At 58.2% G+C, this 20,992-nt stretch carries 18 protein-coding genes and 4 pseudogenes; 18 read left to right on the forward strand and 4 right to left on the reverse strand.

From position 1 onward, the window contains the following. The first annotated feature begins 3 nt into the window (after positions 1–3). Both EXW94_RS23055 and EXW94_RS23060 read left to right on the forward strand, forming a co-directional pair. Positions 4–477, forward strand: coding sequence for a hypothetical protein (locus EXW94_RS23055; RefSeq protein ID WP_174341094.1), 474 nt, complete (start codon positions 4–6; stop codon positions 475–477). A 24-nt stretch (positions 478–501) separates the two neighbouring features. Then, positions 502–1,011, forward strand: a complete 510-nt coding sequence (locus EXW94_RS23060) for a GNAT family N-acetyltransferase (protein WP_174341095.1) — start codon at positions 502–504, stop codon at positions 1,009–1,011. On the opposite strand, the gene tsr is transcribed toward EXW94_RS23060, so the two are convergent. Together tsr and hpaR are read right to left on the reverse strand one after the other, a co-directional pair. Continuing rightward, positions 1,012–2,676: a methyl-accepting chemotaxis protein gene (gene tsr / locus EXW94_RS23065; protein ID WP_126816030.1), complete on the reverse strand. Its 1,665-nt coding sequence runs from the start codon at positions 2,674–2,676 to the stop codon at positions 1,012–1,014. An 82-nt stretch (positions 2,677–2,758) separates the two neighbouring features. After that, positions 2,759–3,199 (reverse strand): homoprotocatechuate degradation operon regulator HpaR, encoded by a 441-nt coding sequence (hpaR, locus tag EXW94_RS23070; protein ID WP_174341096.1) that lies wholly within the window; start codon positions 3,197–3,199, stop codon positions 2,759–2,761. A 270-nt stretch (positions 3,200–3,469) separates the two neighbouring features. Between hpaR and hpaG the strand changes: the two genes are divergently transcribed. The 4 genes from hpaG to EXW94_RS23090 are packed head-to-tail and all read left to right on the forward strand — an operon-like array spanning position 3,470 to position 7,454. Further along, positions 3,470–4,747, forward strand: coding sequence for a 4-hydroxyphenylacetate degradation bifunctional isomerase/decarboxylase (gene hpaG / locus EXW94_RS23075; RefSeq protein WP_174341097.1), 1,278 nt, complete (start codon positions 3,470–3,472; stop codon positions 4,745–4,747). Further along, positions 4,744–6,210 carry a 5-carboxymethyl-2-hydroxymuconate semialdehyde dehydrogenase gene (hpaE, locus tag EXW94_RS23080; RefSeq protein ID WP_023334394.1) on the forward strand — a complete coding sequence of 489 codons (1,467 nt, stop codon included), beginning with the start codon at positions 4,744–4,746 and terminating at the stop codon, positions 6,208–6,210. Before hpaG ends, hpaE begins: the two co-directional genes overlap by 4 nt. Positions 6,211–6,212: 2 nt before the next feature. Next, positions 6,213–7,064 (forward strand): 3,4-dihydroxyphenylacetate 2,3-dioxygenase, encoded by an 852-nt coding sequence (gene hpaD / locus EXW94_RS23085; RefSeq protein ID WP_174341098.1) that lies wholly within the window; start codon positions 6,213–6,215, stop codon positions 7,062–7,064. A 9-nt stretch (positions 7,065–7,073) separates the two neighbouring features. Continuing rightward, complete coding sequence (locus EXW94_RS23090) at positions 7,074–7,454, forward strand: 5-carboxymethyl-2-hydroxymuconate Delta-isomerase (RefSeq protein ID WP_174341099.1); 381 nt, start codon at positions 7,074–7,076, stop codon at positions 7,452–7,454. On the opposite strand, the gene EXW94_RS28480 is transcribed toward EXW94_RS23090, so the two are convergent. After that, on the reverse strand, positions 7,447–7,569 hold the full coding sequence (locus EXW94_RS28480) for a hypothetical protein (protein WP_265201568.1): 123 nt from the start codon (positions 7,567–7,569) through the stop codon (positions 7,447–7,449). The two genes, EXW94_RS23090 and EXW94_RS28480, sit on opposite strands and share 8 nt — an antisense overlap. Here EXW94_RS28480 and hpaH point away from each other — a divergent pair. The 12 genes and pseudogenes from hpaH to yjiA all read left to right on the forward strand — a co-directional run bounded on the left by hpaH (position 7,555) and on the right by yjiA (position 19,159). Beyond that, the gene (gene hpaH, locus EXW94_RS23095) at positions 7,555–8,358 is read left to right on the forward strand and encodes a 2-oxo-hept-4-ene-1,7-dioate hydratase (RefSeq protein ID WP_108417166.1); all 804 of its coding nucleotides are present in this window, start codon (positions 7,555–7,557) and stop codon (positions 8,356–8,358) included. The two genes, EXW94_RS28480 and hpaH, sit on opposite strands and share 15 nt — an antisense overlap. A gap of 9 nt (positions 8,359–8,367) precedes the next feature. After that, positions 8,368–9,165 (forward strand): 4-hydroxy-2-oxoheptanedioate aldolase, encoded by a 798-nt coding sequence (gene hpaI, locus EXW94_RS23100; protein WP_174341100.1) that lies wholly within the window; start codon positions 8,368–8,370, stop codon positions 9,163–9,165. Positions 9,166–9,186: 21 nt separating this feature from the next. Then, positions 9,187–10,539 (forward strand): 4-hydroxyphenylacetate permease, encoded by a 1,353-nt coding sequence (gene hpaX / locus EXW94_RS23105; RefSeq protein WP_174341101.1) that lies wholly within the window; start codon positions 9,187–9,189, stop codon positions 10,537–10,539. Beyond that, a pseudogene (gene hpaA / locus EXW94_RS23110) lies at positions 10,511–11,402 on the forward strand (4-hydroxyphenylacetate catabolism regulatory protein HpaA). Before hpaX ends, hpaA begins: the two are co-directional and overlap by 29 nt. Positions 11,403–11,597: 195 nt before the next feature. After that, positions 11,598–13,152, forward strand: a pseudogene (gene hpaB / locus EXW94_RS23115) (4-hydroxyphenylacetate 3-monooxygenase, oxygenase component). 17 nt (positions 13,153–13,169) lie between these two features. Then, on the forward strand, positions 13,170–13,682 hold the full coding sequence (locus EXW94_RS23120; protein ID WP_108417169.1) for a 4-hydroxyphenylacetate 3-monooxygenase reductase subunit: 513 nt from the start codon (positions 13,170–13,172) through the stop codon (positions 13,680–13,682). Positions 13,683–13,861: 179 nt separating this feature from the next. Beyond that, positions 13,862–14,194 (forward strand): annotated as a pseudogene (locus tag EXW94_RS23125) (WYL domain-containing protein); the annotation flags it as partial. A gap of 58 nt (positions 14,195–14,252) precedes the next feature. Continuing rightward, positions 14,253–14,947, forward strand: a protein-coding gene (locus tag EXW94_RS23130) for an IS1 family transposase (RefSeq protein ID WP_174340542.1) whose coding sequence is annotated in 2 segments (ribosomal slippage) — positions 14,253–14,499 and positions 14,499–14,947 — 696 coding nt in all. Because the reading frame shifts where the segments join, the coding sequence is not laid out codon by codon here. A 15-nt stretch (positions 14,948–14,962) separates the two neighbouring features. After that, a pseudogene (locus tag EXW94_RS23135) lies at positions 14,963–15,525 on the forward strand (WYL domain-containing protein); the annotation flags it as partial. A gap of 217 nt (positions 15,526–15,742) precedes the next feature. Next, positions 15,743–17,896, forward strand: a complete 2,154-nt coding sequence (locus tag EXW94_RS23140; RefSeq protein ID WP_100165532.1) for a carbon starvation CstA family protein — start codon at positions 15,743–15,745, stop codon at positions 17,894–17,896. A gap of 95 nt (positions 17,897–17,991) precedes the next feature. Continuing rightward, positions 17,992–18,195, forward strand: a complete 204-nt coding sequence (locus tag EXW94_RS23145) for a YbdD/YjiX family protein (protein WP_003856610.1) — start codon at positions 17,992–17,994, stop codon at positions 18,193–18,195. A gap of 10 nt (positions 18,196–18,205) precedes the next feature. Beyond that, positions 18,206–19,159, forward strand: a complete 954-nt coding sequence (yjiA, locus tag EXW94_RS23150; protein ID WP_174341102.1) for a GTPase — start codon at positions 18,206–18,208, stop codon at positions 19,157–19,159. 84 nt (positions 19,160–19,243) lie between these two features. Here yjiA and EXW94_RS23155 read toward each other — a convergent pair whose 3' ends face one another. Then, positions 19,244–20,602, reverse strand: a complete 1,359-nt coding sequence (locus EXW94_RS23155) for an esterase-like activity of phytase family protein (protein WP_174341103.1) — start codon at positions 20,600–20,602, stop codon at positions 19,244–19,246. Positions 20,603–20,992: the final 390 nt, after the last annotated feature.

A 20,992-nucleotide genomic window follows, 5' to 3' on the forward strand; every position in this document is an offset into this window, starting at 1 on the left:
ATCATGACGCGTAAAAAAATAGGGCTGGTTATCGCCTTCAACCTGCTGTTAATCACCATGGCCGTGGCATGGTACCGACATACACCGCCCCTGCCCGTCATTTGCGAAGGTAACCTGACCTTCACGCAGCAGCGTGACGACAACAACTTCACGTTCGACGGTGAGATCCTGATGCGATTTCACCCCGACGGCACGGGTTACTTCACGCTCAACGGGAATGTGCAGAATATCCGGCAGGGCTGGGAAGTCTCCCGTCAGGAAACGTTTAACTGGCGGCACATGCACGACACGCTTTTTGAAATCGCCATTATCAAGGTCGAGCGATTTAGCCACGATGAATTACCCGATGGGGTATTTGAGAAATACGTTGCTGGCTTAACGCCGGGACAGAAAAGGCTACTGACCCTCGAACGCACGCCGGAAGAGGCGATGGTGATCGGCAATTTCTACTCGCCGCTGCTGATCTGCTCGGAATAAACAGATCAGGCTATACTTGCCGCCATGAAAATCATCTTCCGCCCCACCACTGCGCATGACGTTGCCAGTCTGCCCGCCATTGAGCGCGCGGCAGGCCAGCGTTTTCGAGCCTGGCCTGAACTGGCCTGGCTCGCTGATGGCGACGTCATTTCCATTGAACAGCATCGCGACTATGTCGAACAGGGCCTGAGCTGGCTGGCGCTGGCAGCGGATCGTCCTGTGGGTTTTCTCCTCGCAGAAGCCCATCCTTTGTCGTTGTTTATTGTGGAGCTTTCGGTTGTTCTGGACTGGCAGGGAAAAGGTATAGGTCGGCAGCTCATCGCCTGTGCGGCTGAGCATGCCCGTAAAAAGGGGTTAACGTCGCTGACGTTAACGACGTTCCGGGACGTGCCGTGGAATGCGCCATTCTATACGCGGTTGGGGTTTGAACGCGTAACGGCGCTCACGCCTGAACTGCGTCAAAAAAGGGAAGAAGAGGCCGCGCACGGTTTAGCGTATGAAACGCGCTGCGCCATGCGCCTGCCTCTGAGTTAATTAGAACGTTTCCCAGTTATCACCCGCGTCGGCCGTCGCGGCTTTACGCGACATCACCGGGGTGACAACGTTTTTCGCTGACGCGAACTCGCGTGCTTTCATCTGCTCCTGCTGAATGCGGAACACCGCCACGGCCTGGGTCAGACGGCTCGCCTGCTCTTCCAGTGCGGCAGCCGCTGCGGCAGATTCCTCAACCAGCGAGGCGTTCTGCTGGGTCACGCGATCCATCTCCGCGACCGCCAGGCCGACCTGGTCGATACCGCGGCTCTGCTCGTCAGACGCAGACGCAATTTCACCCATGATGTCCGTCACGCGGGTGACCGCATTCACGATCTCACCCATGGTTTCCCCCGCGCTCTCTACCAGAGTAGAGCCCACTTCCACGCGGCTGACGGAGTCTTCAATCAGGCTTTTGATTTCACGGGCTGCCTGGGCGCTGCGCTGCGCCAGGTTACGGACTTCGCCTGCAACAACGGCAAAGCCACGGCCCTGCTCACCGGCACGCGCCGCTTCTACCGCCGCGTTCAGCGCCAGGATGTTGGTCTGGAAGGCGATGCCGTCGATCACGCTGATAATATCGGCAATTTTCTGCGAACTGCCCGCGATGTCGCGCATGGTTTGCACCACGTTATCCACCACTTTACCGCCTTTCTGCGCGGTCTCAGACGCGCTCAGCGCCAGGTTGCTCGCCTGGCGGGCGTTTTCGGCGTTCTGCTTCACGGTGGCGGTCAACTCTTCCATGCTGGCCGCGGTCTCTTCCAGGGAAGCGGCCTGCTGCTCGGTACGGGAAGAGAGATCGTTGTTACCCATCGAGATTTCGCTCGCGCCGCTGTAGATGGCATTGGCACCGTTACGCACGTCGCCGACGGTACGCACCAGCTCGCCCTGCATGTGGCGCAGCGAGTCGGCCAGTTCACCCATCTCATTGGAGCCTTCAACATCGATGCGCTTCACCAGGTCGCCGCTGGCGATATGGCGAATGCTGTCGATCAGGCGATTCAGCGGAGAAATCAGCGCCTGCTTGATGCCCAGCCAGACGGCGACAATCACCACCACCACGGCAATCAGCACGCTAATCAGCACCCAGATAGCCTGGCTGTAAGAGCTGTTGCTGTCTTTCACCGCCGTCTCATACAGCTTGTCGTTCTGCTGCAGGTAGCTCACATACTGCTTCTCAAAACCGTCCTGATAGCTCTGGGTCGGCTGGTCGAAGAAGGCGTTGATTTTCCCCGCACCCAGCAGCTGAATCAGCTCAGCCAGCGCGCCGTGGTAGATCTCGTAATTACGTTTGATTTCCAGCGCAGCGGCGTCGCTCTGACGCGGATCGCGCGGCAGGGCTTCGTAATCCGCCCAGTTTTTTTCCGCTTGCTTCAGCGAGGCAGACGCAATCTGCATCAGATCGTTAACGGTCGCGCCGCTGCCGATGTTGCTCTGATCCATCATGTAGCGGATACCCGCGCGGTTCAGGGTGTTACGGGTTTGCAGCAGGGCAACCCAGCTCCCGTTGAGGGTGGATTGTTGCTGGCGAATGGTTTGCAGGACGGTGAAATTCTCTTTGTCATTCTTCAGGGCATTAAAGAAAAGACCACCGGATGTGAGTTGTAAAAGGCCAAATATAGCTAAAACCAGCAGTAAGCTGGTGACAATCTTGATACGGTTTAACATGTTTTCTCTTCCTCAGACAGATACAGAATTTTCGGCCTGGAAAGGGAAAACTTTACGAAAATCATCCTGGAATTTGTGGTTTTTACTCTTCTTCCCGCGCTGCGTTATCCCGGTTTCCGAGTTCAATAAACTCTTCCAGCAGCGCCGTCAGCTGCTTCATCTTCTCCGGCGTGTATTCCGCCTCGATCTGCTGATACGCCTCTTCGACCTGCGCCTGGGCGTGTTCATACAGCGCATTCCCCTCTTTGGTCAGCGACACGTACAGCTTGCGCTGGTCGTTCACCGGCTTTAAGCGCAGCACCAGGCCGTCGCGCTCCATGCGCGTCAGGATGCCGGTCAGGCTCGGGCGCAAAATGCAGGTGCGAAACGCCAGATCGTGAAAATCCATCGACGGATGTTCAGCCAAAACGCGCACAATGCGCCACTGCTGCTCGGTCAGATTATGGCGCTTTACGATCGGGCGGAAGTAGGACATCGCCGCTTCCCGCGCCTGCAGCAGCGCGATGGTTAATGAGTCATGCATAGCCTCTCCCTTCACATCATTAACAAGTAAACAATCACTAAAAGACGCTTTTATAAACAACACGTTTTCCGTCAAAAAGTCTAACAGAAACCATTCATTTTTATTAACAACCTGATTTAACTATAAATAAAAACCAATATGTAAATTTATTGTTATTCATATCACAAATTTTTCACTTCTGATTGCGAAATAAACAGCAAAAGCATAAAACCAGATCATTAACATATTAATGAAATCATAACCCGGACCTCCGGGGTGAGGAGTATGTGAATGAAAGGTACCGTTTTTGCCGTCGCCCTCAACCATCAAAGCCAGCGTGATGCCTGGCGTGAAGCGTTTGAAAAAGCCCCCTACAGCGCGCCGCCGAAAACAGCCGTGTGGTTTATCAAACCGCATAACACGGTGATCCGCGCGGGCGAGCCGATCCCCTTCCCGCAGGGGGAAACGGTGCTAAGCGGCGCGACGGTGGCGCTGGTGGTGGGCAAAACCGCCAGCAAGGTGCGCGTGGAGGATGCCGCGGCGTACATCGCGGGATACGCGCTGGCCAACGAGGTGAGCCTGCCGGAAGAGAGCTTCTACCGCCCGGCCATCAAGGCCAAATGCCGGGACGGGTTTTGTCCGCTCGGCGAACTTGTCGCCGTTGATAACGTGGCTAACCTGACCATCATCACCGAGATCAACGGCCGCGAAGCGGACCACTGGAACACGGCCGAGCTTCAGCGTAACGCCGCCGAACTGCTGAGCGCCCTGAGCGAGTTCGCCACCCTCAATCCCGGCGATGCGATATTGCTCGGTACCCCGCAAAACCGCGTTGAGATCCGCCCGGGCGATCGCGTGCGTATTCTGGCGGCAGGCTTTCCGCCGCTGGAAAACCCGGTGGTGGACGAGCGCGACGTCACTATTGCGCACAGCACGCCGCCGCACGCCACGCTGTTTGCCCTCGGTCTGAACTATGCCGATCACGCCAGCGAGCTGGACTTCAAGCCGCCCACCGAGCCGCTGGTATTTATCAAAGCGCCAAACACCTTCAACGGCGATAACCAGACGTCGGTGCGCCCGAACAATATCGAATACATGCATTACGAAGCGGAGCTGGTGGTGGTCATCGGTAAAACCGCGCGTAAGGTCAGCGAAGCCGAGGCAATGGACTATGTTGCGGGCTATACGGTCTGCAACGACTACGCCATCCGCGACTACCTGGAAAACTACTACCGTCCGAACCTGCGGGTAAAAAGCCGCGACGGGCTGACGCCCATTTCCCCCCACATCGTGCCGAAAGCGGCGATTCCCGACCCGCACAACCTCACCCTGCGCACCTTCGTTAATGGCGAGCTGCGCCAGGAAGGGACCACGGCGGATCTGATCTTCAGCATTCCGTTCCTGATTGCGTACCTGAGCGATTTTATGACCCTGCAGCCTGGCGACATGATTGCCACCGGCACGCCGAAAGGGCTGTCCGACGTGGTGCCGGGCGATGAAGTGGTGGTGGAAGTGGAGGGCGTGGGACGTCTGGTGAACCGAATTGTCAGCGAGGAGACTGCAAAATGAAAAAGATTAACCACTGGATCAACGGTAAAAACGTCGCCGGAAGCGAGTACTTCCACACCACCAACCCAGCCTCCGGCGAGGTGCTGGCGGAAGTCGCCTCCGGCGGTGAAGCTGAAATTCACCAGGCCGTCGCCGCCGCCAAAGAGGCGTTCCCGAAATGGGCCAACCTGCCGATGAAGGAGCGCGCGCGCCTGATGCGCCGTCTGGGCGACCTGATCGACCAGAACGTGCCCGAGATCGCCGCCATGGAAACCGCCGACACCGGCCTGCCGATCCACCAGACCAAAAACGTGCTCATTCCGCGCGCCTCGCACAACTTCGAGTTCTTCGCCGAGGTGTGCCAGCAGATGAACGGCAAAACCTACCCGGTCGACGACAAGATGCTCAACTACACCCTGGTGCAGCCGGTGGGCGTCTGCGCGCTGGTGTCGCCGTGGAACGTGCCGTTTATGACCGCCACCTGGAAGGTCGCGCCGTGCCTGGCCTTAGGGAATACCGCGGTGCTGAAGATGTCTGAACTCTCTCCGCTCACCGCAGACCGTCTGGGCGAGCTGGCGCTGGAGGCGGGCATTCCGGCGGGCGTGCTCAACGTGGTGCAGGGCTACGGTGCGACGGCAGGCGACGCGCTGGTGCGCCATCACGACGTGCGCGCCGTCTCCTTCACCGGCGGCACCGCCACCGGGCGCAACATCATGAAAAACGCCGGGCTGAAGAAATACTCCATGGAGCTGGGCGGCAAATCCCCGGTGCTGATTTTTGAAGATGCCGACATCGAGCGCGCGCTGGACGCCGCCCTGTTCACCATCTTCTCCATCAACGGCGAGCGCTGCACCGCGGGCTCGCGCATCTTTATCCAGCAGAGCATCTACCCGGAATTCGTCAAGCGCTTTGCCGAGCGCGCCAACCGCCTGCGCGTGGGCGACCCGACCGATCCGAACACCCAGATTGGCGCGCTCATCAGCCAACAGCACTGGGAGAAAGTCTCCGGCTACATCCGGCTCGGCATTGAAGAAGGCGCGACCCTGCTGGCGGGCGGGCCGGACAAGCCGGGCGATCTGCCTGCGCATCTGAAGGGCGGCAACTTCCTGCGACCAACCGTGCTGGCGGACGTCGACAACCGTATGCGCGTGGCGCAGGAGGAGATCTTCGGGCCGGTGGCCTGCCTGCTGCCGTTTAAGGACGAAGCGGAAGGCCTGCGCCTGGCGAACGACGTGGAGTACGGCCTGGCGTCGTACATCTGGACCCAGGACGTCAGCAAAGTGCTGCGCCTGGCGCGCAGCATCGAAGCGGGCATGGTGTTCGTGAACACCCAGAACGTGCGCGACCTGCGCCAGCCGTTTGGCGGCGTGAAGGCCTCTGGCACCGGCCGCGAGGGCGGCGAGTACAGCTTCGAGGTGTTCGCGGAGATGAAGAACGTCTGCATCTCCATGGGCGACCATCCGATTCCAAAATGGGGGATCTGATCATGGGAAAATTAGCGTTAGCGGCAAAAATCACCCACGTACCGTCGATGTACCTCTCCGAACTGCCGGGAAAAAACCACGGCTGCCGCCAGTCGGCCATCGACGGGCATAAAGAGATCAGCAAGCGCTGCCGCGAGCTGGGCGTGGACACCATCATCGTGTTCGACACCCACTGGCTGGTGAACAGCGCCTACCACATCAACTGTGCGGACCATTTTGCGGGCGTCTACACCAGCAACGAGCTGCCGCACTTTATCCGCGACATGACCTACGACTACGACGGCAACCCGGAACTCGGCCAGCTGATCGCCGACGAGGCGGTGAAGCTCGGCGTGCGCGCCAAAGCGCACAACATCCCGAGCCTCAAGCTGGAGTACGGCACGCTGGTGCCGATGCGCTACATGAACGCGGATAAGCACTTCAAGGTGATCTCCATCTCGGCGTTCTGCACGGTTCACGACTTCGCCGACAGCCGCAGGCTGGGCGAGGCCATCGTCAGCGCCATTGAGAAATACGACGGCACCGTGGCGGTGCTCGCCAGCGGCTCGCTGTCGCACCGCTTTATCGACGACCAGCGGGCGGAGGAAGGGATGAACAGCTACACCCGTGAGTTTGACCGTCAGATGGACGAGCGCGTGGTGAAGCTGTGGCGCGAGGGCCAGTTCAAAGAATTCTGCAGCATGCTGCCGGAATACGCCGACTACTGCTATGGCGAGGGCAACATGCACGACACGGTGATGCTGCTGGGCATGCTCGGCTGGGACAGCTACGACGGCAAGGTGGAGTTCCTCACCGAGCTGTTCGCCAGCTCCGGCACCGGCCAGGTTAATGCCGTTTTCCCGCTGCCCGCGTAAGGAGCCACCGTGCCGCACTTTATTGCTGAATGTACCGACAACATCCGCGAAGAGGCCGACCTGCCGGGGCTGTTCGCCAAAGTGAACGAGGCGCTCGCCGCCACGGGCATCTTCCCCCTCGGCGGCATCCGCAGCCGCGCCCACTGGCTGGACACCTGGCAGATGGCCGACGGCAGGCACGATTACGCCTTTGTCCATATGACGCTGAAGATTGGTTCCGGGCGCAGCCTGGAGAGTCGGGAAGAGGTCGGTGAAATGCTGTTTGCGCTGATCAAAACGCACTTCGCGGAGCTAATGGCCGCCCGCTATCTGGCGCTGTCGTTCGAGCTCGACGAGCTGCACCCGACGCTCAATTACAAGCAAAACAACGTGCACGCGTTGTTTACGTAGCCGTCTGCTCGCCCGGTGGCGCTTCGCTTACCGGGCCTACAACGGCCCCGAACGTAGGCCGGGTAAGCGAAGCGCCACCCGGCAAAAACAGGATATCGCCATGCTCGACAAACATACCCATACCCTGATCGCCCATCGCCTGCATCAGGCGGAACAATCCCGGGAGCAGATCCGTGCGATCTCGCTGGAATACCCGGAGATCACGATTGAAGACGCCTACGCCGTCCAGCGCGAATGGGTCAGCCTGAAGATCGCCGAAGGCCGCGTGCTGAAGGGCCATAAGATCGGCCTCACCTCGAAAGCGATGCAGGCCAGCTCGCAGATCAGCGAACCGGACTACGGCGCGCTGCTGGACGACATGTTCTTCCACGACGGCAGCGACATTCCCGTGGATCGGTTTATCGTCCCGCGCATCGAAGTGGAGCTGGCCTTCGTGCTGGCAAAACCGCTGCGCGGCCCGAACTGCACGATCTTCGACGTCTACAACGCTACGGATTACGTCATCCCCGCGCTTGAGCTGATCGATGCCCGCTGCCACAACGTTGACCCGGAAACCCAGCGTCCGCGCAAGGTCTTCGACACCATCTCCGATAACGCCGCCAACGCGGGCGTGATCCTCGGCGGCCGTCCGATTAAGCCCGACGCGCTGGATCTGCGCTGGATCTCCGCCCTGCTCTACCGCAACGGCGTGATCGAAGAGACCGGCGTCGCCGCAGGGGTGCTCAACCACCCGGCGAACGGCGTGGCGTGGCTGGCGAACAAGCTGGCGCCGTACGACGTGCAGCTTGAGCCGGGGCAAATCATCCTCGGCGGCTCCTTTACCCGCCCAGTGCCTGCCAGCAGAGGCGACACCTTCCACGTCGACTACGGCAGCATGGGCTCCATCAGCTGCCGCTTTGTTTAGGAGAGGACCATGCAAAACGCATTTAAAGCGGCGCTGCAGGCAGGCCGCCCGCAAATCGGTTTATGGCTGGGGCTGACCAGCAGCTACAGTGCTGAACTGTTAGCAGGCGCGGGCTTCGACTGGCTGCTGATCGACGGCGAGCATGCGCCGAACAGCGTGCAGACCGTGTTAACTCAATTACAGGCCATCGCGCCTTATCCCAGCCAGCCGGTGGTGCGCCCGTCGTGGAACGATCCGGTGCAGATCAAACAGCTGCTGGACGTGGGCGCGCAAACCCTGCTGGTGCCGATGGTGCAAAACGCCGATGAAGCGTGTCTGGCGGTCCGTTCTACCCGCTACCCGCCCGCGGGCATCCGCGGCGTCGGCAGCGCCCTGGCTAGAGCGTCGCGCTGGAACCGCATTCCGTATTACCTCCAGCAGGCTAACGACGCCATGTGCGTGCTGGTGCAGATTGAAACCCGCGAGGCGCTGAAAAATCTGCCGCAGATCCTGGACGTGGACGGCGTCGACGGCGTGTTTATCGGCCCGGCTGATCTGAGCGCCGACATGGGCTTTGCCGGCAATCCGCAGCACCCGGAAGTGCAGGCCGCCATCGAGCTGGCGATCGCGCAGATACGCGCCGCCGGTAAAGCGCCCGGCATCCTGATGGCGAACGAGCAGCTGGCAAAACGCTACCTTGAACTCGGCGCGCTGTTTGTCGCCGTCGGCGTCGACACCACCCTGCTCGCCCGCGGCGCGGAAGCGCTGGCGGCACGCTTTATCGAACAACCGGTTACGTCAGTTAATAACAATAAATCCGTCTACTAAACGTAAGATCTGGAGCGCACCATGACGACCTCTACCCTGCAAACTCATGATAATAAAGCTGTTGAACATCGCGCCATTAACAAGCTGTTCCGACGCCTGATCGTCTTTCTCTTCATCCTGTTTGTTTTCTCGTTTCTCGATCGCATCAATATCGGCTTTGCCGGGCTGACGATGGGTAAAGATCTGGGCCTTACGTCGACCATGTTTGGCCTTGCCGCGACGCTGTTTTACGTCACCTACGTGCTGTGCGGGATCCCGAGCAACATCATGCTGGCGAAAATCGGCGCGCGGCGCTGGATCGCCGGGATCATGGTGGTGTGGGGCATCGCCTCCACCTGCACCATGTTCGCCACCAGCCCTGAAACGCTCTACGTCCTGCGCATGCTGGTAGGCATTGCCGAAGCGGGCTTCCTGCCGGGGATTTTGGTCTATCTTACCTGGTGGTTCCCGGCGTATCACCGCGCCCGCGCCAATGCGCTGTTTATGATCGCCATGCCGGTGACCATGATGCTCGGCTCGATCCTCTCCGGCTATATTCTGGCGATGGACGGGCTGTGGAACCTGAAGGGCTGGCAGTGGCTGTTCCTGCTGGAGGGGCTACCGTCGGTGGTGCTTGGCGTGGTGACCTGGTTTTACCTCAACGACACGCCGGATCAGGCCACCTGGCTGGACGACGACGAAAAGCAGGCGCTGAAAACGATGATCGCCCGCGAGCAGGAGGTCGCCATTGCCCAATCCGTCACGCCGCGCTCGACGCTGCGCGAAGTGCTGACCCCGGCGGTGCTGCTCTACACGCTGGCCTACTTCTGCCTGACCAACACGCTCAGCGCGATCAACATCTGGACGCCGCAGATCCTGCAAAGCTTTAACACGGGAAGCAGCAATATCGTCATCGGCCTGCTGGCGGCGATCCCGCAGTTTTGCACCATTCTCGGGATGATCTGGTGGAGCCGCCGCTCCGACAGGCTGAAAGAGCGAAAAAAGCACACCATCCTGCCGTACCTGTTCGCCGCGGCGGGATGGATGCTGGCCTCCGCGACCGATCACAGCCTGATCCAGCTGCTTGGCATCATTATGGCCTCAACCGGATCCTTTACCGCCATGGCCATATTCTGGACCACGCCGGATCGGGTGATTAGCCTGCAGTCCCGCGCCGTAGCGCTGGCGGTGATCAACGCCATAGGCAACGTGGGTTCTGCCGTCAGCCCATTGCTGATTGGGATCCTGCGCGACGCGACCGGCAGCTTCAGCTCCGGTCTGTGGTTCGTGGCCGGGCTGCTGGTGGTCGGCGCGCTGGTGCTGACGCGCATTCCGATGACGCAGCGGGATCAACAGAGGAACGATCGTGTGCCAGAGCCCCATCGCCAACATTGATATCAGCAAGGAGTACGACGAAAGTCTGGGCACCGACGACGTGCACTACCAGTCGTTCGCCCGCATGGCGGCCTTTTTTGGCCGCGACATGCAGGCGCATCGTCACAACCAGTATTTTCAGATGCACTTTCTCGATACCGGGCAGATTGAACTCCAGCTCGACGATCACCGCTACTCGGTGCAGGCCCCCGCTGTTCGTCCTGACGCCGCCGTCGGTGCCGCACGCGTTTATCACCGAATCCGACAGCGACGGGCACGTGCTGACGGTGCGCGAGGATCTGATCTGGCCGCTGCTGGAGGTGCTTTACCCCGGCACGCGTGAAGCGTTTGGCCTGCCGGGGATCTGCCTCTCGCTGGCCGACAGGCCAGACGAGCTGGCGGCGCTGAAGCACTACTGGCAGCTCATTGCCCGGGAATCCACGGAACAACTGCCGGGGCGCGAGCATACCCTGATCCTGCTGGCGCAGGCGGTCTTTACTCTGCTGCTGCGCAACGCAAAGCTCGACGACCACGCTTCAGGCGGAATGCGCGGCGAGCTGAAGCTGTTCCAGCGCTTTACCCAGCTGATTGACGCGCACTACCACCAGCACTGGACGGTGCCGGAATACGCCAGCGAACTGCACCTGACCGAATCCCGCCTGACCGATATCTGCCGCCGCTTCGCCAACCGTCCGCCAAAGCGGCTGATCTTCGACCGGCAGCTGCGTGAAGCGAGGCGGCTGCTGCTCTTTTCCGACAGCGCGGTCAGCGAGATTGCCTGGCAACTGGGGTTTAAGGATCCGGCTTACTTTGCCCGGTTTTTTAACCGTTTAGTGGGGTGCTCGCCGAGCGCGTATCGGGCGCAGAAAGTACCGGTTTCCTGAACGCATCACGGTTCGTAGGGCGGGTAAGCGCAGCGCCACCCGCCGAAAAACCGCACAGATCACAAAACCACATCCCACCCGAAAAGTACCCGCCGTTGTCCCAAACGTCCCTTCACGTTCCGCCCCTCTCAGGCTTCAATTAAACAACAAAAACAAAACATAAATTTAACAACCCTATTCCGATACGAGGTCCCTATGAAGCCTGAAGATTTCCGCGCTGATGCCAAACGTCCGTTAACCGGCGAAGAGTATTTAAAAAGCCTGCAGGACGGTCGTGAGATTTATATCTACGGCGAGCGCGTCAAAGACGTCACCACCCATCCGGCGTTTCGCAACGCGGCGGCCTCCATCGCGCAGATGTACGACGCGCTGCACAAGCCGGACATGCAGGATACCGGGCACCGACACCGGCAGCGGCGGCTATACCCACAAGTTCTTCCGCGTGGCGAAAAGCGCCGATGACCTGCGTCAGCAACGCGATGCCATCGCCGAGTGGTCACGCCTGAGCTACGGCTGGATGGGCCGCACGCCGGACTACAAAGCCGCGTTTGGCTGCGCGCTCGGTGCCAACCCGGCCTTCTACGGCCAGTTCGAGCAGAACGCCCGTAACTGGTACACCCGCATTCAGGAAACCGGCCTGTACTTCAACCACGCCATCGTTAACCCGCCAATCGACCGTCACAAACCGGCGGACGAAGTAAAAGACGTCTACATCAAGCTGGAGAAAGAGACCGACGCCGGGATTATCGTCAGCGGCGCGAAAGTGGTGGCAACCAACTCGGCGCTGACCCACTACAACATGATCGGCTTCGGCTCCGCGCAGGTGATGGGGGAAAATCCGGACTTCGCGCTGATGTTCGTCGCACCGATGGACGCCGAAGGCGTGAAGCTGATCTCCCGCGCCTCTTACGAGATGATGGCAGGCGCAACCGGATCCCCGTACGACTACCCGCTCTCCAGCCGCTTTGACGAGAACGACGCGATCCTGGTGATGGATCACGTGCTGATCCCGTGGGAAAACGTGCTCATCTACCGCGATTTCGACCGCTGCCGTCGCTGGACGATGGAGGGCGGCTTCGCCCGCATGTATCCGCTGCAGGCCTGCGTGCGCCTTGCGGTGAAGCTCGACTTCATCACCGCCCTGCTGAAGAAATCGCTCGAGTGCACCGGCACCCTGGAGTTCCGCGGCGTGCAGGCGGATCTCGGCGAAGTGGTGGCCTGGCGCAACATGTTCTGGGCGCTGAGCGACTCCATGTGTTCCGAAGCCACCCCGTGGGTCAACGGCGCGTATCTGCCGGATCACGCCGCGCTGCAAACCTACCGCGTCATGGCGCCAATGGCCTATGCCAAGATCAAGAACATCATCGAGCGTAACGTCACCTCCGGGCTGATCTACCTGCCCTCCAGCGCCCGGGATCTGAACAACCCGCAGATCGACCAGTATCTGGCGAAATACGTGCGCGGCTCCAACGGTATGGATCACGTTGAACGCATCAAGATTTTGAAACTGATGTGGGATGCCATCGGCAGCGAGTTTGGCGGTCGTCACGAGCTGTACGAAATCAACTACTCCGGCAGTCAGGATGAGATCCGCCTGCAGTGTCTGCGTCAGGCGCAGAGCTCCGGCAACATGGACAAAATGATGGCAATGGTCGACCGCTGCATGTCCGAATACGATCAGCACGGCTGGACGGTGCCGCACCTGCACAACAACACCGATATCAACATGCTCGACAAGCTGCTGAAATAGCGCAGCGGGAGGTTGCAATGCATTCAGATGAACAACGCCTGCGTTTTCGCGACGCGATGAGCAGCCTGTCGGCTGCGGTTAATGTGGTCACCACCGAGGGCGAGGCGGGCCGCTGCGGTATCACCGCCACCGCCGTCTGCTCGGTGACGGACACGCCGCCCTCGATCATGGTGTGCATCAACGCCAACAGCGCCATGAACCCGGTCTTTCAGGGTAACGGCAGGCTGTGCGTCAACGTGCTGAACCACGAGCAGGAGATCATGGCTCGCCATTTCGCCGGGATGACCGGCATGGCCATGGAGGAGCGCTTTGCCCTCTCCTGCTGGCAGAAAGGCCCGCTGGCGCAGCCGGTGCTAAAAGGCGCGCTCGCCAGCCTGGAAGGGGAGATAAGCCAGGTGCAAACCATCGGCACGCATCTTGTTTATCTCGTTGAAATTAAAAACATCATCCTCAGTGAAGAGGGCCACGGCCTGATCTATTTCAAACGCCGCTTCCACCCCGTGATGATGGAGCTTGAAGCAGCCGTTTAATCCCTTCCCGCGCTGACCTTTCTTCGGTCAGCGCGGCTTTCTACAAAAAACCCCTAAGGTTTCCGCTAAAGCACGCCGTTATATAACCATAAGAGAAATTTTCTGTGCCTGAATACTGACACCCCGTGTCAGTGCTACCCGCATCATTCAGCGCCGACCCCAATATACAGGAAGACCTTATGGCTAAATCGACGCGGAGCCGCTCGGCTGAACGTCTGGTCGATATTCTGGTTGAGCTACATTTACACGGTGTGGTAAACCGCAGTGCGCTCATGGATAAATTTAAAATTACCGAGCGCACTGTCTACCGCGATTTAAATGCACTCTCCCCGATTGTTGAACATACCGGAAATGGGCTATATCGGCTCATTCATTCAGCGCAATCTCCCGGATCGCAAGGACTGCACCACACCCTTGCTAACTTCCTGAATGCAGATAATTTTTTTCCCGATCGTAATACCGAGTTTTGGCAGAAACTCGAAAACCGCGTTGATGAAAATCATATTCTTATTCGGTGATGCATCTAATTAGTTGAATCTGATGTATAATACGGGCTTTTGAGGTTATCTCATGGCCAGCGTTAACGTTCATTGTCCCCGTTGTCAGTCTGCACAGGTCTACCGCCATGGTCAGAACCCTAAAGGCCATGACAGATTTCGCTGCCGTGACTGCCACCGTGTGTTTCAGCTCACTTATGCTTATGAAGCGCGTAAGCCGGGTATTAAAGAGCAGATCACTGAAATGGCCTTCAATGGTGCCGGGGTTCGCGATACCGCCAGAACACTGAAAATTGGCATTAACACCGTCATCCGGACTTTAAAAAACTCGCGCCAAAGCGAATAACGTCTTCGCCTGTTGCCCATGCTGATGTGGCGCTTATCTGCGAACTTGATGAGCAATGGAGCTTCGTTGGCAGTAAAGCCCGGCAGCACTGGCTCTGGTACGCGTACAACACCAAAACAGGCGGTGTACTGGCCTACACTTTCGGTCCTCGAACCGATGAAACTTGCCGGGAGCTACTGGCACTGCTTACACCATTCAACATCGGCATGATCACCAGCGACGACTGGGGCAGCTATGGCCGGGAGGTGCCGAAGGATAAGCATCTGACCGGCAAAATATTCACCCAACGCATTGAGCGTAATAACCTGACGCTCCGCACCCGCATTAAGCGATTGGCTCGTAAAACAATCTGCTTCTCACGCTCAGTTGAGATCCACGAAAAAGTGATCGGAGCGTTTATCGAAAAACACATGTTCTACTAATTGGATGCGCTACCTCTTATTCTTGGCAACGACGCTGAGCACACCGTACACCGAGATATTGGTCGTTATTTACCGAAAATTGAGAAATCGATTAAAAACCATAATGTTTGTCAGATCGTTTATAAAGGTAAAACCCGTCTGATTAATCCTTACAAACTCATTAACAAAAAAATATATGGTATTTACAAGCCACCGAAAATAGCAGGTTAAAATCCTTTTCGCTGAGCCAGATTCGCTGGATGGATATTCAGGGCACGACATTTATTCCTGAAGAGAGCGTGATTGAACTGCTGGAAAAAAGCCTCGATCCCTGGGTCTCTGAAGATACTTTCGAAGTGAAAATATTCATCAACGATAATATTTCCCATTACTTTATGCGACGCGATCTCCTGCCGGAACAAGAGCTGCTGGAAGACCATCACGATGGCGTCACGCTCCGCTGTCAGGCAGCACATGAGAACCAAATTTTGCCGCTGCTTTTGTACTGGCTGCCAAATATTCACATTTTAGAACCTGCCTGGCTGAGGGAAAAGCTGGTGACGACCCTGACAACCTATCTGGCTGAGTGCACGGCATAGCTAACTGCGTGATCGCAATCACATATTTTCTCCCACCGGCGGCGAGCCTGAACCACTCGCCCTCACCTTTGACCGCTTACCCATCACTTTCAACCACTCACTCATTTACCGTCCTTTACACGCGCGACGATCTGGCACGATCGCTCCAGCATTAATCAATACCTCCTCACAACGAACCCTGACCCTTTTTTCTTTACATAAAAAACCAGGTCTTACTATGGATACTAAAAAACTACTGAAGCACGTGCCCTGGGCCTTACTCGGGATCCTCGGCGCTTTTTGTCTGGCGGTTGTCGCATTACGCCGGGGCGAACACGTAAGCGCCCTGTGGATCGTGGTCGCGTCCGTTTCCGTCTATCTTGTGGCTTATCGCTACTACAGCTTGTACATCGCGCAGAAGGTCATGAAGCTCGACCCGACGCGCGCCACGCCGGCGGTCATTAACAATGACGGCCTGAACTACGTGCCAACCAACCGCTACGTGCTGTTTGGTCACCACTTTGCCGCTATCGCCGGCGCAGGCCCGCTGGTCGGCCCGGTGCTGGCCGCGCAGATGGGCTACCTGCCGGGTACCCTGTGGCTGCTCGCGGGCGTAGTGCTGGCGGGTGCGGTGCAGGACTTTATGGTGCTGTTTATCTCTTCTCGCCGTAACGGCGCGTCTCTGGGTGAGATGGTCAAAGAAGAGATGGGCCGCGTGCCGGGGACCATCGCCCTGTTCGGCTGCTTCCTGATTATGATCATCATCCTCGCGGTGCTGGCCCTGATCGTGGTGAAAGCGCTGGCCGAAAGCCCGTGGGGCGTCTTCACCGTCTGCTCAACCGTGCCGATTGCGCTGTTCATGGGTATCTACATGCGCTTCCTGAGACCGGGACGCGTGGGTGAAGTGTCGGTGATTGGTATCGTGCTGCTGGTGGCCTCCATCTACTTCGGCGGCGTGATTGCGCACGACCCGTACTGGGGCCCGGCGCTGACCTTCAAGGACACCACCATTACCTTCGCGCTGATTGGCTATGCGTTTATCTCCGCGCTGCTGCCGGTCTGGCTGATTCTGGCCCCGCGTGACTACCTGGCGACCTTCCTGAAAATCGGCGTTATCGTCGGTCTGGCGATCGGTATCCTGGTGATTAACCCGGATCTGAAAATGCCGGCAGTGACCCAGTACATCGACGGTACCGGCCCGCTGTGGAAAGGCGCCCTGTTCCCGTTCCTGTTCATCACCATCGCCTGCGGTGCGGTCTCTGGCTTCCACGCCCTGATTGCGTCCGGTACCACGCCTAAGCTGCTGGCGAACGAGAAAGACGCGCGTCTGATCGGCTACGGCGCAATGCTGATGGAGTCCTTCGTGGCGATCATGGCGCTGGTTGCAGCCTCCATTATCGAACCGGGTCTGTACTTCGCGATGAACACCCCGCCTGCTGGCCTCGGCATTACCATGCCAAACCTGCACGAGATGGGCGGTGACAACGCGGCGCTGATTATGGCGCAGCTGAAAGACGCAAGCGCACACGCGGCGGCGACCGTCAGCTCCTGGGGCTTCGTGATTTCGCCTGAGCAGATCATGCAGACCGCGAAGGACATCGGCGAACCGTCCGTGCTGAACCGCGCCGGTGGTGCCCCTACGCTGGCCGTCGGTATCGCACACGTGTTCCACAAAGTGCTGCCGTGGGCGGACATGGGCTTCTGGTACCACTTCGGTATTCTGTTCGAAGCGCTGTTCATCCTGACCGCGCTGGACGCCGGTACCCGTGCGGGCCGCTTCATGCTGCAGGACCTGCTCGGTAACTTCGTGCCGTTCCTGAAGAAAACCGACTCTCTGGTGGCGGGCATTCTGGGTACCGCGGGCTGCGTAGGCCTGTGGGGCTACCTGCTGTATCAGGGCGTTGTCGACCCGCTCGGCGGCGTGAAGAGCCTGTGGCCGCTGTTCGGTATCTCTAACCAGATGCTCGCAGCCGTTGCTCTGGTGCTCGGTACCGTGGTCCTCGTGAAGATGAAACGCACCAAATACATCTGGGTCACCGTGGTACCTGCGCTGTGGCTGCTGCTCTGCACCACCTGGGCGCTTGGCCTGAAGCTGTTCAGCGCCAACCCGCAGCTGGAAGGCTTCTTCTTCATGGCTAACCAGTACAAAGAGAAGATTGCCGCAGGCGGCGCGGATCTGACCGCGCAGCAGATTGCCAACATGAACCATATCGTGGTGAACAACTACACCAACGCGGGTCTGAGCATTCTGTTCCTGGTGGTGGTGTACAGCATCATCTTCTACGGCATCAAAACCTGGATGAACGTGCGCAACGCCGATGGTCGTACGGATAAAGAAACCCCGTACGTGCCGGTGCCGGAAGGCGGCGTGAAGACCTCTTCACACCATTAAAAAATGGCGGGTGGCGCTACGCTGACCCGCCCTACACAGAAACTGTAGGCCCGGTAAGCGTAGCGCCACCGGGCTTTTTCTGTCTGGAACCCACAATGTTTGGTAACTTAGGCGAAGCAAAAAAATACCTCGGTCAGGCGGCGAAAATGCTGATTGGCATTCCGGACTATGACAACTACGTTGAGCATATGAAGACCAACCATCCGGATAAGCCGTACATGACCTACACCGAATTCTTCCGCGAGCGTCAGGAAGCGCGCTACGGCGGAAGTGGAGAAGGCGGCGTCCGCTGCTGCTAAAGGAGAGACCATGACCCCGATTGCCGTTACCCTGCTGACCGGTTTCCTCGGCGCCGGTAAAACCACCCTGCTGCGCCACATCCTGAATGAACAGCACGGCTTCAAAATCGCCGTCATCGAAAACGAGTTCGGCGAAGTCTCCGTTGACGACCAGCTGATTGGCGATCGCGCCACCCAGATCAAAACCCTCACCAACGGCTGCATCTGCTGTACCCGCTCTAACGAGCTGGAAGACGCCCTGCTGGACCTGCTCGACAGCCGCGACCGCGGTGAAATCGACTTTGACCGTCTGGTGATCGAGTGCACCGGCATGGCCGACCCGGGGCCGATTATTCAGACCTTTTTCTCGCACGAAATTCTTTGCCAGCGCTACCTGCTGGACGGCGTGATTGCCCTGGTGGATGCGGTCCACGCCGACGAGCAGATGAACCAGTTCACCATCGCCCAGTCTCAGGTGGGCTACGCCGACCGCATCCTGCTGACCAAAACCGACGTGGCGGGCGGAAGCGAAAAACTGCGCGAGCGCCTGACCCGCATTAACTCCCGCGCGCCGGTTTACACGGTGACGCATGGCGACATCAATCTGTCTCAGCTGTTCAACACCAACGGCTTTATGCTGGAAGAGAACGTGACCGCAAAACCGCGCTTCCACTTTATGGGAGATAAGCAAAACGACGTGGCGTCGATTGTGGTGGAGCTGGACTACCCGGTGGACATCGGCGAGGTTTCGCGCGTGATGGAGAACCTGCTGCTGTCGTTTGCCGACAAGCTGCTGCGCTACAAAGGGATGCTGTGGATTGACGGCGAGCCGAACCGCCTGCTGTTCCAGGGCGTGCAGCGCCTGTACAGCGCCGACTGGGACAGACCGTGGGGCGATGAAACGCCGCGTAGCGTGATGGTGTTTATTGGCATACAGCTGCCGGAAGAGGAAATTCGGGCGGCGTTTGCGGGGCTGAAGAAATAGCCTCTTCGTTTAACTACGCGCACCGAACAATCCCCTCTCCCTTTGGGAGAGGGTTAGGGTGAGGGATGAGGGGTGGGCAGAAACTTATTTCACCGCCTCCGGCAGCGTCACAATCCACAGTTCACTTTCCGACTCCGGCTTCTTCAGCGGCTTCACGCTGAGCGTGGTTTCCACCGGCTTATCATCCAGCGTCAGCTTGCCTTCTGCGTTCACCCGGTAATCCTTGAGCTTCTTGCCCTCGACCGGGTGTTGCATCGCCACCTTCACGCCAAAGTCGTTATCGTTCGCCACCGCAAGCGTTTTGCTGTCGATCAGCGCCAACCCTTCGGCCTTCTCCTGCTGCCAGCCCAGCGCGCGCAGATCGACGACCTGCGTTTTTGCAGCAAGGGTAATGCCGCGCTGCGCCAGGGTTTTCTCATCATCAAACTCCGGGTACTCACTCGGCTTGTCAAAGGCGCTCAGGTCACTCGCCTTGCTGAGATCCACCTTGTAAATCAGGTTGCGCATCCCGTCGTTTTTATCGCTTCCTTGCTCAATCAGCAGGATATGCTGGTCATCGAGCGCCACGATATCGCCGATTTTGGCGTCGCTGTTTTTACTGTAGGCCGCGCTGTCGATAGGGTAGCCGTACATCGCGGTTTTCCCGGTCGCCGGGTCGAAGCTCACCAGACGCGTAAACAGCGCCTGCTTTTTGCTCTTACCGTCAATATCCAGCGTACTTTGCACGGCGGCGATAATCCGTCCATCCGGCATGCGGGTCAGGCCTTCAAAGCCCCGATTCGCCTGGCGCCATTTGATAATGTTTGGCAGACCGCCCGCGATGGACTTCTCCCCTTCCGCCGCCTGCGGCCCGTGGATCGCCAGGATCTTCCCTTTGCTGTCGACGTTAATCAGGAACGGGCCATACTCGTCGCACAGCCAGTAGCCGCCTTTACCGTCCGGCGTGATACCTTCCGTGTCCAGCCCGCGGTTGTCGCCCTTCAGAATGTCTAGCGTGTCGCTGAATGCCACTTCATTGGTGGAGCCAATCACGCCGCTTTGCAGCGGCAGACCGTTAATCTCGCCTTTATCGTCATGTAGCGGGCGGGCATCGACAGCCTCCGCTTTGCCGTTCTCAACGCGGATGGTCATCAGCAGCGGCGCGAAATCTGGCGTGACAAATATTTTAGCCTCGTTTTTACCCATTTTTGGCGCATCGGCGTTTGGACCGCGATCGGTCACGGTCGCAAAGGTCAGGGCGTCGCCCTGTTTGCCCGTAAATAGCAGGCCGGAACCGATTCCCACGGGCAGTCCATTCGGAAACGCGCTGGCAAACGCGCCGCTGTAGCTCACGTGTGAGCCTTCAGGGAAGCTGACGACATAGCGCTCAGCAGTGGGCTGCGCCGCCAGGCCAGAGAAAGAGAGCGCACAACCGATGAGCACAGGAATAATTTTTCTTTTCATATTGTTAGCATCCAGTTAGTGAAGCCAACAAAGTAATGAAGAATCGTGTCAGAAAAATGACACAGAAGGGACGCTGAGCCACGCAGCGGCACGTATATCCCTCTTCAGAAATGTAAACTTACGTCTTTATCTATGACAACTGAAACACTTTTGGAAATTATTAGAAATTCAATTAATTCATCTCAAAGGGCTTTTTTCTCCTCGTTCAAACGTCGTTTAGCAAACTCTTTAAACTTTCCCTAAACGCGAATTTATTTGCCATTGACGGCTCGCCAAACAAACAATTCAGCAACAGATAAAAACTAAATAACTAACAAAATCAGCATAAAACCGCGATATGCCTCACATTTGCAGTCATAAACATCCGTTGTTAAGGTGCCCTCAGATTAA

It is taken from the genome of Enterobacter sp. JMULE2, assembly GCF_013337145.1.
Classification (GTDB): domain Bacteria; phylum Pseudomonadota; class Gammaproteobacteria; order Enterobacterales; family Enterobacteriaceae; genus Enterobacter; species Enterobacter mori.

Bases quoted from the DNA above. Each gene is read 5' to 3' on its own strand.
- hpaD (WP_174341098.1), top strand. From the start codon at position 6,213: ATGGGAAAATTAGCGTTAGCGGCAAAAATCACCCACGTACCGTCGATG.
- hpaH (WP_108417166.1), top strand. From the start codon at position 7,555: ATGCTCGACAAACATACCCATACCCTGATCGCCCATCGCCTGCATCAG.
- EXW94_RS23155 (WP_174341103.1), bottom strand. From the start codon at position 20,602: ATGAAAAGAAAAATTATTCCTGTGCTCATCGGTTGTGCGCTCTCTTTC.
- yjiA (WP_174341102.1), top strand. From the start codon at position 18,206: ATGACCCCGATTGCCGTTACCCTGCTGACCGGTTTCCTCGGCGCCGGT.
- EXW94_RS28480 (WP_265201568.1), bottom strand. From the start codon at position 7,569: ATGTTTGTCGAGCATGGCGATATCCTGTTTTTGCCGGGTGGCGCTTCG.
- EXW94_RS23140 (WP_100165532.1), top strand. From the start codon at position 15,743: ATGGATACTAAAAAACTACTGAAGCACGTGCCCTGGGCCTTACTCGGG.
- hpaI (WP_174341100.1), top strand. From the start codon at position 8,368: ATGCAAAACGCATTTAAAGCGGCGCTGCAGGCAGGCCGCCCGCAAATC.
- EXW94_RS23055 (WP_174341094.1), top strand. From the start codon at position 4: ATGACGCGTAAAAAAATAGGGCTGGTTATCGCCTTCAACCTGCTGTTA.
- EXW94_RS23120 (WP_108417169.1), top strand. From the start codon at position 13,170: ATGCATTCAGATGAACAACGCCTGCGTTTTCGCGACGCGATGAGCAGC.
- hpaX (WP_174341101.1), top strand. From the start codon at position 9,187: ATGACGACCTCTACCCTGCAAACTCATGATAATAAAGCTGTTGAACAT.
- EXW94_RS23060 (WP_174341095.1), top strand. From the start codon at position 502: ATGAAAATCATCTTCCGCCCCACCACTGCGCATGACGTTGCCAGTCTG.
- hpaE (WP_023334394.1), top strand. From the start codon at position 4,744: ATGAAAAAGATTAACCACTGGATCAACGGTAAAAACGTCGCCGGAAGC.
- tsr (WP_126816030.1), bottom strand. From the start codon at position 2,676: ATGTTAAACCGTATCAAGATTGTCACCAGCTTACTGCTGGTTTTAGCT.
- EXW94_RS23145 (WP_003856610.1), top strand. From the start codon at position 17,992: ATGTTTGGTAACTTAGGCGAAGCAAAAAAATACCTCGGTCAGGCGGCG.
- hpaR (WP_174341096.1), bottom strand. From the start codon at position 3,199: ATGCATGACTCATTAACCATCGCGCTGCTGCAGGCGCGGGAAGCGGCG.
- hpaG (WP_174341097.1), top strand. From the start codon at position 3,470: ATGAAAGGTACCGTTTTTGCCGTCGCCCTCAACCATCAAAGCCAGCGT.